The 18,298-nt window shown below is 68.0% G+C and carries 13 protein-coding genes; 10 read left to right on the top strand and 3 right to left on the bottom strand.

The genetic code is table 11. The features are described from left to right. Positions 1 to 119 precede the first annotated feature (119 nt). From JQX08_RS03005 to JQX08_RS03015, 3 genes are all read left to right on the top strand, one after another. Complete coding sequence (locus JQX08_RS03005) at positions 120 to 1,133, top strand: DUF2804 domain-containing protein (protein WP_204914616.1); 1,014 nt, start codon at positions 120 to 122, stop codon at positions 1,131 to 1,133. Positions 1,134 to 1,202: 69 nt separating this feature from the next. After that, positions 1,203 to 2,597: a class II fumarate hydratase gene (locus tag JQX08_RS03010; protein WP_204914617.1), complete on the top strand. Its 1,395-nt coding sequence runs from the start codon at positions 1,203 to 1,205 to the stop codon at positions 2,595 to 2,597. Further along, positions 2,590 to 3,210 carry an NAD(P)H-dependent oxidoreductase gene (locus tag JQX08_RS03015; RefSeq protein WP_204914618.1) on the top strand — a complete coding sequence of 207 codons (621 nt, stop codon included), beginning with the start codon at positions 2,590 to 2,592 and terminating at the stop codon, positions 3,208 to 3,210. Before JQX08_RS03010 ends, JQX08_RS03015 begins: the two co-directional genes overlap by 8 nt. On the opposite strand, the gene JQX08_RS03020 is transcribed toward JQX08_RS03015, so the two are convergent. After that, the gene (locus JQX08_RS03020; protein WP_204914620.1) at positions 3,207 to 4,163 is read right to left on the bottom strand and encodes a DMT family transporter; all 957 of its coding nucleotides are present in this window, start codon (positions 4,161 to 4,163) and stop codon (positions 3,207 to 3,209) included. The genes JQX08_RS03015 and JQX08_RS03020 overlap by 4 nt on opposite strands. Positions 4,164 to 4,421: 258 nt before the next feature. Here JQX08_RS03020 and JQX08_RS03025 point away from each other — a divergent pair, with 258 nt between their 5' ends. Next, a complete protein-coding gene (locus JQX08_RS03025) occupies positions 4,422 to 4,631 on the top strand; it encodes a DUF6316 family protein (RefSeq protein ID WP_204914621.1) in 210 nt (69 codons plus the stop codon). A 61-nt stretch (positions 4,632 to 4,692) separates the two neighbouring features. On the opposite strand, the gene JQX08_RS03030 is transcribed toward JQX08_RS03025, so the two are convergent. Together JQX08_RS03030 and pap are read right to left on the bottom strand one after the other, a co-directional pair. Beyond that, positions 4,693 to 5,877 carry a thiolase family protein gene (locus JQX08_RS03030; RefSeq protein ID WP_204914622.1) on the bottom strand — a complete coding sequence of 395 codons (1,185 nt, stop codon included), beginning with the start codon at positions 5,875 to 5,877 and terminating at the stop codon, positions 4,693 to 4,695. A gap of 121 nt (positions 5,878 to 5,998) precedes the next feature. Continuing rightward, the gene (gene pap, locus JQX08_RS03035) at positions 5,999 to 7,486 is read right to left on the bottom strand and encodes a polyphosphate:AMP phosphotransferase (protein ID WP_204914623.1); all 1,488 of its coding nucleotides are present in this window, start codon (positions 7,484 to 7,486) and stop codon (positions 5,999 to 6,001) included. A gap of 110 nt (positions 7,487 to 7,596) precedes the next feature. Here pap and mnmC point away from each other — a divergent pair, with 110 nt between their 5' ends. From mnmC to JQX08_RS03065, 6 genes are all read left to right on the top strand, one after another. After that, on the top strand, positions 7,597 to 9,576 hold the full coding sequence (gene mnmC, locus JQX08_RS03040; RefSeq protein ID WP_204914624.1) for a bifunctional tRNA (5-methylaminomethyl-2-thiouridine)(34)-methyltransferase MnmC2/FAD-dependent 5-carboxymethylaminomethyl-2-thiouridine(34) oxidoreductase MnmC1: 1,980 nt from the start codon (positions 7,597 to 7,599) through the stop codon (positions 9,574 to 9,576). 209 nt (positions 9,577 to 9,785) lie between these two features. After that, the gene (locus tag JQX08_RS03045; RefSeq protein ID WP_204914625.1) at positions 9,786 to 10,541 is read left to right on the top strand and encodes a sulfite exporter TauE/SafE family protein; all 756 of its coding nucleotides are present in this window, start codon (positions 9,786 to 9,788) and stop codon (positions 10,539 to 10,541) included. Between the two features lie 128 nt (positions 10,542 to 10,669). Further along, a complete protein-coding gene (locus JQX08_RS03050) occupies positions 10,670 to 12,442 on the top strand; it encodes an N-acetylglutaminylglutamine amidotransferase (RefSeq protein ID WP_204914626.1) in 1,773 nt (590 codons plus the stop codon). After that, positions 12,442 to 14,184: an N-acetylglutaminylglutamine synthetase gene (gene ngg, locus JQX08_RS03055; RefSeq protein WP_204914627.1), complete on the top strand. Its 1,743-nt coding sequence runs from the start codon at positions 12,442 to 12,444 to the stop codon at positions 14,182 to 14,184. The genes JQX08_RS03050 and ngg overlap by 1 nt, the downstream gene beginning before the upstream one ends. 87 nt (positions 14,185 to 14,271) lie before the next feature. Then, positions 14,272 to 15,462: an osmoprotectant NAGGN system M42 family peptidase gene (locus JQX08_RS03060; protein WP_204914629.1), complete on the top strand. Its 1,191-nt coding sequence runs from the start codon at positions 14,272 to 14,274 to the stop codon at positions 15,460 to 15,462. 54 nt (positions 15,463 to 15,516) lie between these two features. Continuing rightward, entirely contained in the window at positions 15,517 to 18,276 is a 2,760-nt protein-coding gene (locus tag JQX08_RS03065; protein ID WP_204914630.1) for a hybrid sensor histidine kinase/response regulator, read from the top strand. The last annotated feature ends 22 nt before the right edge of the window (positions 18,277 to 18,298 follow it).

Raw genomic sequence — 18,298 nt, forward strand, 5'->3', positions numbered from 1 at the left:
CCTTTGGTCGGGGCGGCATGCTTTGGTGCAATCGCGCTAGCCGCCCGTATGAGTCGACCGCGCAATGATGGTCAAGTTGCATGAACGCCGGCTGCAAACCGCACACATGGACGTGCTCGATGAACAGTATTCTCACCCCGCCCACGGCTACTCCCTTGCTGCCTCTTTGTGACGCCAACGGCGACCTGCTGCGCGAAGCGATCGGCTGGTCGCCGCGCCCTCGCGTGCAATGCGCCCTGCCCGGCCACTTCGGTCGGCGCAAGCGCTGGAACCACTGGTGCATCACCACACCGGGCTGGATGCTGTCGCTGACCGTCGCCGACCTCGACTACCTGAGCTACGGCGCCGCCTACTTCCTCGACATGAGCAGCGGTGAGGCGGTCGCCCACACCCAATTGCGCGCCCTCGGCCGTGGCTGCGAGCTGCCCGATACACCGCTGGCCAGCCATGCGTTCTGCCATCCGCGCCTGCAACTGCGCGCCGATGCGCAACCCGGGCGCCTGCGCCTGATCGTGCAGGCGCCGGATATCGGTGGCCAGGCGCTGAACGTGGCGCTGGATATTCAGCGCCCGGCGCACCTCGACTCGGTCAACCTGGTGGTGCCGTTCGAGGGTAAGGGCTTTCACGCCACCTCGCGGCATCTCGGCCTGCCCACCGCCGGCAGCGTACAGCTGGGCAACCGGCAGTACACCTGCGAGGCCGGGCAGAGCTTCGCCTCGCTGGACTTCGGCCGCGGCATCTGGCCATTCCACAGCAACTGGACGCGTGCCGCCTTCGCCGCCCCGGGTGGCGTGGCCGGCAACTTCGGTTCGGGCTGGACGGATGCCAGCGGCCTCTCGGAAAACGCCCTGTGGTTCGGCGGCAACCTGATGCACCTGGAAAGCGCCATACGCCTGGAGCAGGCGCCGCACGGCCCGCTGGCACCCTGGCAGCTGAGCACCGACGACGGCCGCGTCGACCTGGAGTTCACCCCGCGCCAACACCACCTGGCGCGCCCGAGCTTTGGGCCGTTCCATGCCTCGACCGGCCAGTGGTTCGGGCATTTCGACGGCGTGTTGCGTGGCCCGGACGACGAGCGTGTGCCGGTCAATCGGGCGCTCGGCTGGCTCGGCCACACCGACGCGCGCTGGTAATTCCGTCACTCCGGAACCCGCGGCGGAACAGGCGGCCTAAACTGCCGGAAGACTATCCGGAGAATCAGCATGAGCCGCATCGAAACCGACAGCATCGGCCCCGTCGAGGTTGCCGAAGACGTGTACTGGGGCGCCCAGACGCAACGATCCCTGATCAACTTCGCCATCGGCCAGGAGCGCATGCCGCTCGCCGTGCTGCACGCCCTGGCGCTGATCAAGAAAGCCGCCGCGCGGGTCAACAACCGCAACGGTGACCTGCCGGCGGACGTCGCCCGGCTGATCGAACAGGCCGCCGACGAGGTACTGGCCGGCGAGCATGACGCACAGTTCCCGCTGATGGTCTGGCAGACCGGCAGCGGCACGCAGAGCAACATGAACGTCAACGAGGTGATCGCCGGGCGCGCCAACGAGCTGGCCGGCAAGGGCCGCGGCGGCAAGAGCCCGGTACACCCCAACGACCACGTCAATCGCTCGCAGAGTTCCAACGACTGCTTCCCCACCGCCATGCACATCGCCGCCGTGCAGGCGGTGCAGCACCACCTGCTGCCGGCCATCGCCGAGCTGTCCGGCGGCCTCGCCGAGCAGGCGGCGCGCCACTCGCAGCTGGTGAAGACCGGCCGCACGCACATGATGGATGCCACGCCGGTGACCTTCGGCCAGGAGCTGTCGGCGTTCGTCGCCCAGCTCAACTACGCCGAGCGCGCCCTGCGCGCCGCCCTCCCCGCGGTCAGCGAGCTGGCCCAGGGCGGCACCGCGGTGGGCACCGGGCTCAACGCCCCGCACGGTTTCGCCGAAGCCATGGCCGGCGAGCTGGCCGCGCTGTCCGGCCTGCCGCTGGTCAGCGCGCCGAACAAGTTCGCCGCCCTCGCCGGCCACGAGCCGCTGGTGACCCTCGCCGGCGCGCTGAAGACCCTCGCCGTGGCGCTGATGAAGATCGCCAACGACCTGCGCCTGCTCGGCTCCGGGCCGCGCGCCGGCTTCGCCGAGGTCAGGCTGCCGGCCAACGAGCCGGGCAGCTCGATCATGCCCGGCAAGGTCAACCCGACCCAGTGCGAGGCGCTGTCGATGATCGCCTGCCAGGTGATGGGCAACGACGCCTGCATCGGCTTTGCGGCGAGCCAGGGCCACCTGCAGCTCAACGTGTTCAAGCCGGTGATCGTGCACAACCTGCTGCAGTCGATCCGCCTGCTCGGCGACGGCTGCCGCAACTTCCAGCAGCACTGCATCGCCGGCCTGGAGCCCGATGCCCGGCAGATGGCCGAGCACCTCGAGCGCGGGCTGATGCTGGTCACCGCGCTGAACCCGCACATTGGCTACGACAAGGCCGCCGAGATCGCCAAGAAGGCCTACACCGAGGGCATCACCCTGCGCGCCGCGGCGCTGGCGCTGGGCTACCTCGACGATGCGCAATTCGATGCCTGGGTGCGCCCGGAGAACATGCTGGAGAGCGGTCAACATGGCTGAAGCCGCGAAGCATGGCGCCACGCCGCTGGAAGGCGACGGCAAACGTATTCTGATGATCTTCGGCACGCCCAAGGCCGAGGGGCTCTGTCATGCGCTGGGCGAAGCCTACGCGCTGGGCGCGCGGCGCGAAGGCCACGTGGTGCGCCAGCTGAAGCTCGGCGAGCTGCACTTCGACCCGGTGCTGCGCGGTGGCTACGACCACAACCAGAACCTTGAAGCCGACTTGCTCGAAGCGCAGCGGCAGATCCACTGGGCCGAGCATCTGGTAATCGTCTACCCGGTCTGGTGGGGCGGCCTGCCGGCGCTGCTGCAGGGCTTCTTCGACCGGGTATTCATGCCCGGTTTCGCCTTCAAGTACCGCGGGCGCTCGCCGCACTGGGAGAAACTGCTGAGCGGCCGCACCGCCGACCTGCTGGTGACCCTGGACACCCCGCGCTGGTACTTCCGCTGGCTGTACGGCGCGCCGGCGCACCGGCAGATGGTCCGCGTGGTGCTGGGCTCCTGCGGGATCAAGACCCAGCGCCTGACCAGCTTCTCGCCGGTGCGCACCTCCTCGGAAACCCAGCGGCAGAACTGGCTGCGCAAGGCCGAGGCGCTCGGCAGTCGCGCCTAGCCGGCGGTCGCTGCACGCCGCGCGCGCAGCCCGGCGAGCAGCGACGGGCCCATGGCGGTGAACGCCGAGCCGAGCACCACCAGCACCGCCCCGATGTACGCCAGCGTGTTGATCAGTTCCGGCTGCACATGCTCCGGCCACAGGCTGGCGGCCAGCGCCACCGAGGCGAAGGTCACCAGCGGGGTAATCGCCAGCGTCGCACTGACCCGCGACGCTTCCCAATGCGCCAGCGCCTCGGCGAAGGCGCCGTAGGCGACCAGGGTGTTCAGGCAGCAGGCCAGCAGCAGCCAGCCCTGCAGCGGACTGAGCTCCAGCACCTGTTGCGGATGCGCCCAGGGCGTCAGCAAGGCGGCGCAGGCCAGGTAGATCACCATCATCACCTGCACCGAGTTCCACACCGTCAGCAGCTGCTTCTGCGCCAGGCCGTAGAAGGTCCAGACGAACGCCGCTGCGAGCACCACCAGCACCCCGGTGGTGTAGGCGGTCAGCGACGACAGCAGCTCATCCAGGCGCTGATTGAAGAACAAGCCGAAGCCCAGCAGCATCACCAGCAGACCGATCGCCTGGCCGACGCTGAACGACTCACGAAAGATGAACAGGCTGCTGATCAGAAACAGCACCGGGGCGAGCTGGATCACCAGCTGCGTGGTGCCCGGGCTGAGCAGCTCGAGGCCGAACAGATAGAGCACGTAGTTGCCGGTCAGCCCGGCGATCGCCAGCACCAGCAGGCGTCGGCCGTTACGACCCAGCGCGGCGAAACTCGGCAGGCGCCGCGTCGCGGCGAGGTAGCCGAGCAGGATCGAACCGGCGACGAGCAGGCGATACCAGGTGACGGTGACCGGGTCCATCACCTGCAGCACTTCCTTGAGTTTGATCGGCAGGATGCCCCAGAGCACGGCGGTGACCAGGGCGAGCAGGAAGCCGTAAAGCCAACGGCCGGAGGAAATGTGCATGGCAGTCTCGAAGCAGGCGGGTCCGGAAATCCGGTAAAGCCGCATTCTAGGCGGCTGCCGGAGATCGACACAGGGACAGTTGCCGGTACTGTTGCAGGCAACTGTACGGGTCGCGTCAGAAAATCGGCGTAAACCGGCGTTTTTCGATACCAATAAGCCACTAAAAATCAGCCACTTGTCGCCAGACCCGGCAAATCGGCCAACCCCGGTTAGACTCCAAACAAGAGTGATTTGCAGCATTCCACGGGAGTAACGCTCATGTACGGGCAACGCGAAGCAGACCTCAATGCCGCCACGCATTACCGCAGCGATCGCGTCAGCTCGATCAACGGCCAGTTCTTCTTCGCCACCCGCGAGGGCACCCTGGAAGGCCCGTACTTCAATCGCGGCGACGTCGAGCGCGAGATTCAGCGCTACATCCAGCGCTATCAGCAGGCCGCCGGGCTGATCGAAAGCCGCAGCTTCTGAGCCGCTCCCGCAGGCATAAAAAAACCGCGCCGAGGCGCGGTTTTTTGTGGCCGGCGCTAACTCAGCGCACCGCCTCGAACAGGCCGGTGGCGCCCATGCCGCCGCCGACACACATGGTCACGATGCCGTAGCGCAGGTTGCGGCGCTGCAGTTCGCGGACGATGTGGCCGACCTGGCGCGAGCCGGTCATGCCGAACGGGTGGCCGATGGAGATCGAGCCGCCGTTGACGTTGTACTTCGCGTTGTCGATGCCCAGGCGATCGCGGGCATACAGGCACTGCGAGGCGAAGGCTTCGTTGAGCTCCCACAGGTCGATGTCGGCGATCTGCAGACCCTTGGCCTTGAGCAGTTTCGGCACCGAGAACACCGGGCCGATGCCCATTTCGTCCGGCTCGCAGCCGGCGACGGTGAAGCCGCGGAAGAACGCCTTGGGCTTGAGGCCCAGTTCCAGGGCTTTCTCCAGACTCATCACCAGGGTCATCGAGGCGCCGTCGGACAGCTGCGAGGCGTTGCCGGCGGTGACCGAACCGTCTTCGGCGAACACCGGCTTCAGCGAATTGAGGCTTTCGATGGTGGTGTCCGGACGGTTGCAATCGTCACGGTCGACCACGCCGTCGAGGATCGACTTCTCGCCGGTGGCCTTGTCTTCAACCTGATACTTGACGTTCATCGGCACGATTTCGTCGTTGAACAGCCCGGCGGCCTGGGCCTGCGCGGTGCGCTGCTGGCTCTGCAGGGCGTACAGGTCCTGCTGCTCGCGGGTCACGTTGTAGCGACGGGCGACAATCTCGGCGGTCTGGCCCATCGGGTAGTAGATGCCGGGGTGTTCGAGTTGCAGGCGCGGGTTGACGAAGTTGTCGCGGTTCTGGCTCTTCGCGGTCAGGGTGATCGACTCCACGCCGCCGGCGACGATGATGTCGCTGCAGCCGGAAGCCACCTGGTTGGCGGCGATGGCGATGGCCTGCAGGCCCGAGGAGCAGTAGCGGTTGAGGGTCATGCCGGCCACGCCGATGCCCAGACCAGACAGCACCGCGACGTTGCGGCCAATGTTGTGGCCCTGGGCGCCCTCGTTGGAGCCGGCGCCAACCACGCAGTCGTCGACCAGCGCCGGATCGATGCCGGTGCGCGCCAGCAGCGCGTTGACGCAGTGTGCCGCCATGTCGTCAGGACGGGTCATGTTGAACTTGCCACGGAAGGACTTGGCCAGGCCAGTCCGCACGCTGTCGACTATCACCACTTCACGCATGGCACACCTCGTTGTTGTCTTCTTGAGCCAATGAATGGAAACCGACGGCGATCATAAGCGCGACGCCGGAATTCCTGCGACGATCATTCATAACGCATATGCGCAGCCATCCGAGGGGCGCTCAGCCGCGCTCGAACGCCGCTTCCAGGGCGTCGTTGATGGTGCGCAGCACCTTGACCCGCGCATAGCGCTTGTCGTTCGCCTCGACCAGCGTCCACGGCGCGATCGCGGTGCTGGTACGGTCGACCATGTCGCCCACGGCGTCGACGTACTGGTCCCATTTTTCGCGGTTGCGCCAGTCTTCCTCGGTGATTTTGTAGCGCTTGAAGGCGATCTGCTCGCGCTCGGAGAAGCGTGCCATCTGGGTCTCCTGGTCAATCGACAGCCAGAACTTCACCACCACCACGCCGTAGTCGCGCAGCTGCTCCTCGAAGTCGTTGATCTCGCCATAGGCGCGCAGCCAGTCAGCCTCGGAGCAGAAGCCCTCGACCCGCTCGACCAGCACCCGGCCGTACCAGGAACGGTCGAAGATGGTGAACTGCCGCTTGCCCGGCACATGTCGCCAGAAACGCCACAGGTAGGGCTGCGCGCGCTCTTCTTCAGTCGGCGCGGCGATCGGCACAATGTGGTACTGACGTGGATCGAGCGCCCCGGTGACACGGCGGATCGCACCGCCCTTGCCGGCCGCATCGTTGCCCTCGAACACCGCGACCAGCGCATGGCGGCGGAAGCGCTTGTCGGCGATCAGCTTGGCCAGCCGCGCCTGTTCGCTGGCCAGCTGCCGCTGGTAGTCGTCCTTGCTCAGGCTGAGGCTCAGGTCGAGGCTGTCGAGCAGGCCGCGATTGTCCAGGCTGGACACCAGCGGCGCCGCATGCGGACTCGGCTCACGGGCGCGCTTGCTCTTCAGCGCCGCCTGCAGGCTTTCCAGGAGGATGCGCCCGACGCTCAGGCTGCGGTAATAGGCATCGACGCCCTCGATCACGTACCAGGGCGCGAAGTCGCGGTTGGTGCGGCGCAGGATCAGCTCGGCGGCGTCGACGATCTTGTCGTAGACCTTGGCCTGCTTCCAATCCAGCACGCTGACCTGCCACTTGTGACGCGGATCGTCCTCCAATTCCTTCTGGCGTTTCTTCAGCTGCTTCTTGGACAGGTGGAACCAGAACTTGAGGATCAACGCGCCCTCGTCGCTGAACATTCGCTCGGTGCGTACCGACTCCTCGATGACCTGCTCCAGCTCGCTGTCCTTGAGCTGGCCGTTGACCCGGCCGAGCAGCATCTGGCTGTACCAGTTGCCGAACAGGATGCCGATCCGCCCCTTCGGCGGCAGCTTGCGCCAGTAGCGCCACTGCGGCGGCCGCGCCAGCTCCTCGTCGGTCGGCAGCAGGAAGCTCTCGACCTGCACCAGGCGCGGGTCGAGCCACTCGTTGAGCAGCTTGACCGTCTCGCCCTTGCCGGCGCCCTCGATGCCGTTGATCAGCAACAGCACCGGGAAGCGCGCCTGCTGCTTGAGCTCCAGCTGCGCCTCGAGCAACGCCTCGCGCAGCGCGACGACCGCCGCCTCGTAGGTTTCCTTGTCGATGGCATGACCGATTTCTGCGGATTCGAACATATGACACTCCCTGACTGGACCCGATCAGCCTAGCGGATAAGCCGTCCGGCTGCGTGCGGCGGATCGGCTAGAATGCGCCACCCACGCCCGCGAGAACCGTCAGAGCGACCATGTCCGAGAATTTCAGCCACGCCCAGATCACCTGGGACGACCAGGGCCTGCCGCACTCGCCGGCGTTCGACGACGTGTACTTCTCCAGCCTCGACGGCCTCGCCGAAACCCGTTACGTGTTCCTCGCCAACAACGACCTGCCGGCGCGTTTCGCCGCGCTGCCGGCGGACGGCCGCCTGGTGATCGGTGAAACCGGCTTCGGCACCGGCCTGAACTTCCTCTGCGCCTGGCAGCTGTTCGACCAGGTGGCGCCGCCGGGCGCGCAACTGCACTTCGTCAGCGTCGAGAAATACCCGCTGACCCACGCCGATCTGCAGCGCGCCCTGGCCCTGTGGCCGGAGTTCGCCGCCTATTCCGAGCCGCTGCTGGCGCAGTACCGGGCCATCCATCCGGGCTTCCAGCGCCTGATCCTGGCCGGCGGCCGGGTGGTGCTGACGCTGCTGATAGGTGAAGCGCTTGAATGCCTGCCGCAGCTCGACGCGCAGGTCGATGCCTGGTTTCTCGACGGCTTCGCCCCGGCGAAGAATCCACAGATGTGGAACGACGCGCTGTACGCCGAAGTGGCGCGGCTGTCGGCTCCGGGCGCCACGCTAGGCACCTTCACCAGCGCCGGCTTCGTCCGGCGTGGCTTGATCGCTGCCGGCTTCAAGATCAAACGCATGCCCGGCCTCGGCAAGAAATGGGAAGTGGCGCGCGGCTGGTTCCAGGGTGCCGCGCCGGCACCAGGCAAGCCCTGGTTCGCCCGCCCGTTGCGCCCTGCTACGCCGCGCCACGCGCTGGTGATCGGCGCCGGCCTGGCCGGCTGCGCCACGGCGGCCAGCCTGGCGGCGCGCGGCTGGCAGGTGAGCCTGCTGGAGCGCCACGCCGAGCTGGCCCAAGAAGCCTCCGGCAACCCGCAGGGCGTGCTCTACCTCAAGCTGTCGGCGCACGGCACGGCGCTGTCGCGGTTGATCGTCAGCGGCTTCGGCCACACCCGTCGGCTGCTCGAAGCGCTGCCGCGCGGCGACGCCTGGGACGCCTGCGGCGTGCTGCAATTGGCCTTCGACGCCCAGGAGCAGGCGCGCCAGGCGAAGCTGGCCGCGGCCTTCCCCGCCGACTTGCTGCAGCCGCTTGAGCAGGCCGAGGCCGAGCTCCAGGCCGGAGTCGCCCTGCCCAGCGGCGGGCTGTTCTATCCGGACGCCGGCTGGGTGCACCCGCCGGCGCTGTGCCGCGCCCTCGCCGACCACCCGAACATCCGCCTGCTGACCCATCGCGATGCGCTGGAGCTGCGCCGTGACGGCGCCGACTGGCAGGCCTGGAACGGCGCGCAGCTGCTCGCCAGCGCCCCGGTGGTGGTGCTGGCCGGCGCCGCCGAGGTGCAGCGCTTCGCCGCCGCGGCGGCGCTGCCGCTCAAGCGCATTCGCGGGCAGATCACCCGTCTGCCGAAGACCAGCGCCAGCGCCGCGCTGCGCACGGTGGTCTGCGCCGAGGGCTATGTCGCCCCGGCGCGCGACGGCGAACACACCCTCGGCGCCAGCTTCGACTTCCACAGCAGCGACCTGACCCCGACCCTCGCCGAGCACCAGAGCAACCTCGCCCTGCTCGCCGAAATATCCCCCGACCTGGCCGCACGCCTGCAGGTCGAGCAGCTCAGCAGCGCACAGCTGGCCGGGCGCGCCGCGTTCCGCTGCACCAGCCCCGACTACCTGCCAATCGTCGGCCCGCTGGCCGATGCCGAAGCGTTCGCCGACCGCTACGCCGCGCTGGCCAAGGATGCGCGGCAAACCCCGGATACCCCCTGCCCCTGGCTCGACGGCCTGTACGTCAACAGCGGCCACGGCTCGCGCGGGCTGATCACCGCACCGCTGTCCGGCGAATTGCTCGCCGCCTGGCTCAACGACGAACCGCTGCCGCTGCCACGCGAAGTCGCCGAAGCCTGCCACCCGAACCGCTTCCTGCTGCGCCGGCTGATTCGCGGCGAACGCTCGCGCGCCGAGTGACGCGCCATTGATCGAGATCAGCACGCCCGGCCACCACTGCAGTTGAATGGCGCCAGCGCAGTCGCAGAGTCGCGCCGCAAGCATTGATCTGCGCCGGCGACCCCGGCAGGCTGTCGCCCACGACAGCGCGACCGCCATACGGTGCGCACCGTTTACCTGCGAGTTTCCATGCCCCGATTCCACGCTGTACCCCCGCGGCGGCCACGCTGATGCCGCCACTGATTGTCGAAGCCCTGGCGATTGGCGCCCTGCTCGGCGTGCTGCTCGGCCTGACTGGCGCCGGCGGTTCGCTGGTCGCCCTGCCGCTGCTGCTCAGCCTGCACCTGCCGCTGCGCGACGCGATTGGCGTCAGCCTCGCCGCGGTCGCTCTCACCGCACTGATCGGCGCCGTGCCGCGCGCCCGTCAGGGCCAGGTGCACTGGCGTTCGGTGCTGCTGCTCAGCGTCAGCGGCCTGCCGGGCAACGCCTGTGGGCAGTGGCTCGGCCACTTTGTCCCCGAGGCGCTGCTGATCATCGGTTTCTGCCTGCTGGTGCTCTGGTCGGCCTGGCGCATGTGGCGCAGCGCCGCGTTGCCGCGCGGCGGCCAGGGCCCGTTGCGCAGCCTGCCGCTGGTTGGCATCGGCCTCGGCGTCGGCCTGTTGTCCGGGCTGATGGGCGTGGGCGGCGGCTTCCTGGTGGTGCCGGCGCTGCTGTGGTTCACCCCGCTGTCCATGCTGGCCGCGACAGCCACGTCGATGGCGGTAATCGCGGTGGTCTCCGGCGGCGGCTTCCTGCTTTATCTGAGTGCCGCGCAGCCGTCACCGCTGCTGCTCGGCGGCCTGGCCCTCGGCGGCGGGCTCGGCGTGCTGCTCGGCAACCAGCTGGCGCACCGCCTCGGCGGCCCGGTGCTGCAACGCATCTTCGCCGTGCTGCTGGTGGCCACCAGCCTGTCACTGGCCGCGCAGAAACTGTTCGGCGGCGCCTGACCGGCGCCGCCCACCCCACCCTCGCCGCATATAACTCATCGGTCTAAACGATCCGGTTGATCGCCTGTCGGAAACTTACTGCCTGCCTGTCGGGCAGCTTTCCCCAACGGCAAAACCGGTAAGGACTTATGTGCGGAATCGCTGGAGAGTTACGTTTCGACCATCAACCGGCCGACCTGGCCGCCCTTGAACGCATCACCCACCACATGGCGCCGCGCGGCCCCGACGCCTGGGGTTTTCACAGCCAGGGGCCGATCGGCCTGGGGCATCGCCGGCTGAAGATCATGGAGCTGTCCGATGCCTCGGCGCAGCCGATGATCGACAGCGACCACGGCCTGGCACTGGCCTTCAACGGCGCGATCTACAACTACCCGGAACTGCGCAGCGAGCTGCAGGCACTGGGCTACCGCTTCCACTCCGACGGCGACACCGAGGTGCTGCTCAAGGGCTATCACGCCTGGGGCACCGAGCTGCTGCCCAAGCTCAACGGCATGTTCGCCTTCGCCATCTGGGAACGCGACACCCAACAGCTGTTCCTCGCCCGCGACCGCCTTGGCGTCAAGCCGCTGTATCTGACGCAGACCGCCGAGCGCCTGCGCTTCGCCTCGAGCCTGCCGGCGCTGCTGCAAGGCGGCGGGGTCGACACCTGCCTCGACCCGGTGGCCCTCAACCACTACCTGAACTTCCACGCCGTGGTGCCGGCGCCACGCACCCTGCTCGCCGGCGTCGAGAAGCTGCCGCCGGCCAGCTGGCTGCGCATCGACGCCCAGGGCCGCCGCGAACAGCAGACCTGGTGGCAGCTTGACTACGGCCCACGCGCCGACGAGCACGGCTTCGGCCTGGACGACTGGCGCGACCTGACCCTCGACGCCCTGCGCCAGGCGGTGGCGATCCGTCAGCGCGCCGCCGTAGATGTCGGCGTGCTGCTGTCCGGCGGGGTGGACTCAAGCCTGCTGGTCGGCCTGCTGCGCGAGGTCGGCGTGCAAGGCCTGTCGACCTTCTCGATCGGCTTCGAGGACGCCGGCGGCGAGCGCGGCGACGAGTTCCACTACTCCGACCTGATCGCCGAGCACTACGCCACCCGCCACCACCAGCTGCGCATCGCCGAGAGCGAAATCCTCACCCAGCTGCCGGCAGCGTTCCGCGCCATGAGCGAGCCGATGGTCAGCCACGACTGCATCGCCTTCTACCTGCTGTCGCGCGAAGTCGCCAAGCACTGCAAGGTGGTGCAGAGCGGCCAGGGCGCCGACGAACTGTTCGCCGGCTACCACTGGTACCCGCTGGTGGACGGCGCCGACGACGCCTTCAGTGCCTACCGCAGCGCGTTCTTCGACCGCGAGCACACCGACTACGCGGCCTGCGTGCAGCAGGCCTGGCTGACCGACGACCACGCTGGGGCGTTCGTCCGCGAGCACTTCGCCCGCCCCGGCGCGTCCGCCGCGGTGGACAAGGCGCTGCGCCTGGACAGCACGGTGATGCTGGTCGACGACCCGGTCAAACGGGTCGACAACATGACCATGGCCTGGGGCCTGGAGGCTCGCACGCCGTTCCTCGACTACCAGCTGGTCGAGCTCTCGGCGCGCATCCCGGCACGCTTCAAACTCCCCGACGGCGGCAAGCAGGTGCTCAAAGCCGCCGCCCGCCAGGTGATCCCGCATGCGGTGATCGACCGCCCGAAAGGCTACTTCCCGGTGCCCGGCCTCAAGCACCTGGAGGGCGCCACGCTGGACTGGGTGCGCGAACTGCTGCTCGACCCCAGCCAAGACCGCGGGCTGTTCAACCCGAGCATGCTCGATCGGCTGCTCAGCGATCCGCATGGCCAACTCACTCCGCTGCGCGGCTCCAAGCTGTGGCAGCTCGCCGCCCTCAACCTGTGGCTCAGCGAACAAGGAATCTCGTGATGCGCGCCCACCCGCCAATCAACCAACGCCTGCTGCGCGGCCAGACGCCGTCCTACGCCCGCCTGCAGGCGCGCTTCGCCGAGGACGGCACCCAGCAGCCCGGCGAGCCGCTGGCCCTGCACTGCGGCTGGGGGCGCCTGCTGATCGGCCACACCTTCCCCGACGCGCGCAGCCTGGCCGGCGAACTGCTCAACGAGCAGGCCGGCGAGCGGGATATCGCCCTGTACGTCGCCGCGCCGCAGAAGGTGCTGTCCTACGCCCCGCAGCAGCTGTTCCTCGACCCCTCGGACACCCTGCGCCTGTGGTTCAGCGACTACCGCCAGGCGACCCGCACCTTCCGCGGTTTCCGCATCCGCCGCGCGCACCACGACAGCGACTGGCGGGCGATCAACGGCCTGTACCAGAGCCGCGGCATGCTGCCGATCAAACCCGAGCGCCTCACCCCGCGCCACGAGGGCGGCCCGGTGTACTGGCTGGCCGAGGACGAGGACAGCGGCGCGGTGATCGGCAGCGTGATGGGCCTCGACCACCGCAAGGCGTTCAACGACCCGGAAGCCGGCAGCAGCCTGTGGTGCCTGGCGGTCGACCCGAACTGCACGCGCCCGGGGGTCGGCGAAGTGCTGGTGCGCCACCTGGTCGAGCACTTCATCGGCCGCGGCCTGGCCTACCTCGACCTCTCGGTGATGCACGACAACCGCCACGCCAAGGCGCTGTACGCCAAGCTCGGCTTCCGCGAGCTGCCGACCTTCGCGGTCAAGCGCAAGAACATGATCAACGAGGCGCTGTTCCTCGGCCCCGGCCCGGAGGCCGAGCTCAACCCCTACGCGCGGATCATCATCGACGAGGCACGCCGGCGCGGCATCGAGGTGCAGATCGACGACGCCGAGGGTGGCCTGTTCACCCTCAGCCACGGCGGCCGCCGGCTGCGCTGCCGCGAGTCGCTGAGCGACCTGACCAGCGCGGTGAGCATGACCCTCTGCCAGGACAAGCAGCTGACCCACCGCACCCTGTCGCGCGTCGGCATCGCGCTGCCGGCGCAGCAGCTGGCCGGCAGCGCGGCGGCCAACGCCGACTTCCTCGCCCAGCACCGCCGCCTGGTGGTCAAGCCGGTGAACGGCGAACAGGGCCAGGGCGTGGCCGTCGACCTGCGCACCGAGGAGGAACTGGAGACCGCCATCGAGCGGGCCAGCCACTTCGACAGCCGGGTGCTGCTGGAAAGCTGCCACGACGGCGCCGACCTGCGCATCGTGGTGATCGGCTTCGAGGTGGTCGCCGCGGCGATCCGCCGCCCGCCCGAAGTGGTCGGCGATGGTCGTCACAGCGTCGGCGCGCTGATCGAGGCGCTGAGCCGCCGTCGTCAGGCCGCCACCGGCGGCGAGAGCCGCATCCCGCTGGACGCCGAAACCCAGCGCACGCTGCGCGCCGCCGGTTACGACTACGACAAGGTGCTGGCCAACGGCGAGCGCCTGGCCGTGCGGCGTACCGCCAACCTGCACACCGGCGGCAGCCTCGAGGACGTCACCGCGATCCTCCACCCGAGCCTGGCCGAGGCGGCGATCCGCGCCGCGCGGGCGCTGGACATCCCGGTGGTCGGCGTCGACCTGCTGGTGCCGGCCGCCGACCAGCCGGAGTACGTGTTCATCGAAGCCAACGAACGCGCCGGGCTGGCCAACCACGACCCGCAGCCGACCGCCGAGCGCTTCATCGATCTGCTGTTTCCGTTGAGCCAAGGCGTCGGCTGACCGGACGAGGTAGGAGCGAACTCATTCGCGAAGCAGTGATACGCGGATCGGGAATGAGTTCGCTCCTACAAATACCAGGAGTTTCCCATGCCCAAACTGCCCGAACCCGACCTCGACTACCTCAAGCGCGTACTGCTCGAGATGCTCGCCATCCCCAGCCCGACCGGCTTCACCGACACCATCGTGCGCTACGTCGCCGAGCGCCTCGAGGAGCTCGGCGTGCCGTTCGAGCTGACCCGTCGCGGCAACATCCGCGCGACGCTGCAGGGCCGCCAGTCCAGCCCCGACCGCGCGGTGTCGGCGCACCTCGACACCATCGGCGCGATCGTCCGCGAGCTGAAGGACAACGGCCGCCTCGGCCTGGCGCCGGTGGGCTGCTGGTCGAGCCGCTTCGCCGAGGGCAGCCGGGTCAGCCTGTTCACCGACAACGGCGTGCTGCGCGGCAGCGTGTTGCCGCTGATGGCCTCCGGGCATGCCTTCAACACCCAGGTCGACGCCCTGCCGATCAGCTGGGATCACGTCGAGCTGCGCGTCGATGCCTACTGCACGACCCGCGCCGACTGCGAAACGCTGGGCATCTCGGTGGGTGATTTCGTCGCCTTCGACCCACTCCCGGAGTACACCGAAAGCGGCCACATCAGCGCGCGTCACCTGGATGACAAGGCCGGCGTCGCCGCCCTGCTCTGCGCCTTGAAGCTGCTCAGCGAAGCCAAGCTGCAGCCGCTGATCGACTGCCACCCGATCTTCACCATCACCGAGGAGGTCGGCTCCGGCGCGGCGGCGACGCTGCCGTGGGATGTCAGCGAGTTCGTCGGCATCGACATCGCCCCGGTCGCCCCCGGCCAGCAGTCCAGCGAACACACGGTCAGCGTGGCCATGCAGGATTCCGGCGGCCCGTATGACTACCACTTGTCGCGCCATCTGCTGAAACTCGCCGCGCAGTACGAGATCCCGGTGCGCCGCGATCTGTTCCGCTACTACCACAGTGACGCGCAGTCGGCGGTGACCGCCGGCCACGATATCCGCACCGCGCTGCTGGCGTTCGGCTGCGATGCCACACATGGCTACGAACGCACCCACATCGACAGTCTGGCCGCCCTCACCCGCCTGCTCGCGCGCTACCTGCTGAGCCCGCCGGTGTTCGCCAGCGACGCCCACCCGTCACCCGATTCGCTGGAGAGTTTCAGCCACCAGCTGGAGCACGACGCGCAACTGGAAAGCGATACCCGCGTACCGCCCGTCGAAAGTGTGGTCGGGCAACGCGATCAGGGAACTTGAAGGCCGGCCGGCAGAGGCGCAAAGTGCCACTAAAAAATGCGCGGAGGTGCATGGATGCCTCGTCTCTGTCTGGCCCTGCTGTTGCTCTGCTGCGCACTCCCGAACTGGGCCGCGTCCACACCCCTGGCGCCGCTGGACCGTGAGGAGCTGCGCCTGTCGCTGGCGCCTTATCTGAGCGTTTATGAAGATCGCGACGGCAGTCTCGATCTCGACCAGGCACGCGCCCTGCCCGACGACGCCTACGCGCCGATCAAGGGTGAGCACGCCAACCTCGGCAAGAACCACTCGACCTGGTGGTTCAAGGTGCGCCTCAACAACCTGCGCGCCCACCAGCTAGCCGGCTACCTGGAGATCAACTACCCACTGCTCGACGACCTGCAGCTGTATCTGCTCGGCCCGGACGGACGGGTCAGCCACCAGGCTGGCGGTGACCTGCAGCCCTTCGATCAGCGCGCCGTGCAGGTGCGCAACTTCTGGTTCCCGCTGCAACTCGAGCCCGGCGCCTCGACCCTGCTGATCCGCGTACACAGCACCAGTACGGTGTTCCTGCCGCTGTACTTCAGCACCTACGCCGCCAACGCCGCCGCCCAGGAAGTGCTGATGGGCGCCAACGGCGCGTTCTATGGCGTGCTGTTCGCGATGTTCTTCTACAACCTGTTCCTGTTCATTTCCCTGCGCGAGCGCAGCTACTTCTGGTACCTGGTGTACATCCTCAACGTCGGCCTGCTGGCCAGCAGCTTCGACGGCTTGCTGTTTCAGCTGCTGCCCCAGCAGGTGGAGCTGGAAGCGATCGGCATCTACCTCTTCATGTTCAGCCATTGCCTGGCGGCACTGCAGTTCAGCCGGCACTTCCTGCACACCCAGCGCTTCGCCCCGCAGCTCGACCTGAGCCTGCGCGTGCTGATGCTACTGGTGTTCGCCGCCGTGTTGTCCGGCCCGCTGATCGGCCAGGAGCACTGGAGCGTGCTGGCCAGCCTGACCACCCTGCTGGCGTCCTTCTACCTGCTGCTGTGCGGCGGCTACGTGTGGCGCAAGGGCCTGCGCTACGGCTTCTACTACATGCTGGCGTGGGGCATCCTGCTGTTCGCATTTATCCAGATCACCACTGACTCACTGGGCCTTGAGCTGTTCGGCATCTTCGGCGCCTCGGTGGTCAAGACTGGGGTGATCATCGAGCTGATCACCCTGTCGATTGGCCTCGCCGACCGCATCAACCTGCTCAAGGAAGAAGGTTTCCGCTCGCACCAGGCGGCCATCCAGGCCGACAGCGAGAACAAGGCCAAGAGCCGCTTCCTGGCCAAGATGAGCCACGAGATCCGCACCCCGCTGAACGGTGTGCTGGGCATGCTGCACCTGCTCAAGGAAACCCCGCTGGACCGCAACCAGCGCTTTTACGTGGAAACCATCTCCAGCTCCGGCAGCTCGCTGATGGCGGTGATCAACGACATCCTCGACTACGCGCGCATCGAGTCCGGCAAGCTCAGCCTGGAACACATCGAGTTCGACCTCGAAGACCTGCTGTCCGACACCGTCAGCCTGTTCACCGCCCAGGCACTGGCCAAGAACCTGCGCCTCTACGTCAGCCTCGAGGGCGGCGTACCGCAACGTTTGCGCGGCGACCCGACGCGCCTCAAGCAGGTGCTGATGAACCTGCTGAGCAACGCAGTGAAGTTCACCGCCGAGGGCCACGTGGCGATCAACGTCTGCCGCCGCGCCGGCTCGCACGGTGCCGAGCGCCTGGTGTTCAGTGTCAGCGATAGCGGCATTGGCATTCCCGAGCACGCGCAGCTGCAGCTGTTCGAATCCTTCGCCCAGGGCGACTCCAGCACCACGCGCCGCTACGGCGGCAGCGGTTTGGGCCTGGCGATCAGCAAGGAGCTGGTGGAGATGATGGGCGGCTGCATCGAGGTGCAGAGCAGCAGCCAGCAGGGCACGCGCTTCAGCTTCGACATCCCGCTGGACCGCGGCGAGGCCAGCGAGGACGAGCTCGGCACGCTGCTGCGCGGGCGTACCGCGCTGCTCTGCTCGGTCGACGGCCACGGCCTGGACGCCCTGGAGCGTCTGCTGCTGCGCTGGGGCATGCGCGTCGAGCGCTGCCGCAACCCCGAGCACCTGCTGGACTGCTTCGACGATTTCGCCACCCCGCCGCTGCTGGTGCTGATGTCACCCTGGCCAGGCAGCGCCGAGCACTGGCTGGATACCCTCAGCCCGAGCCTGGAAAGCGGCCAGCGGGTTCTCCTCCTGTGCCCACCGGACTACAGTCATCCCTTACCGAATCGGCGCGACCTGCGCCTGCTCGGCCTGACCCTGCCCTTGACTCTTCGGCCACTGCGGGAAACCCTGCTGGAGCTCTTCATGGAACGTCGCAGCGCAGCTCGTCCTGGCGTCGTCGCCCCGCTTCGCGAAAGCGGCCAAGCCCCGTGCATCCTGGTCGCCGAGGACAACCCGGTGAACCAGATGGTGGTGCAGGGCTTCCTCAAGAAGCGCGGTTATCAGGTGCGCCTGGTCAGCAACGGCCGCGCGGCGCTCAACGAGTACCAGGCCAATCCGCACAGCATCGACCTGATCCTGATGGACTGCGAAATGCCGGAAATGGACGGCTTCGAGGCCACCCAGCAGATCCGCCGCCTTGAGCAGCGCGAACGTCTAAGCGCGGTGCCGATCATCGCCCTGACCGCGCACATTCTCGACGAGCACCGCCAGCAGGGGCTCGCCGCCGGCATGGACGACTTCCTCGGCAAGCCGCTCGACAGCGGTCTGCTCTACGCCACGCTGGACCGCTTCCTGATCGGTCAACCGCTGACCAATGAGTGATAGCATCGGCGCCCGCGACGGA

This window comes from Zestomonas insulae (genome assembly GCF_016901015.1).
Classification (GTDB): Bacteria; Pseudomonadota; Gammaproteobacteria; order Pseudomonadales; family Pseudomonadaceae; genus Aquipseudomonas; species Aquipseudomonas insulae.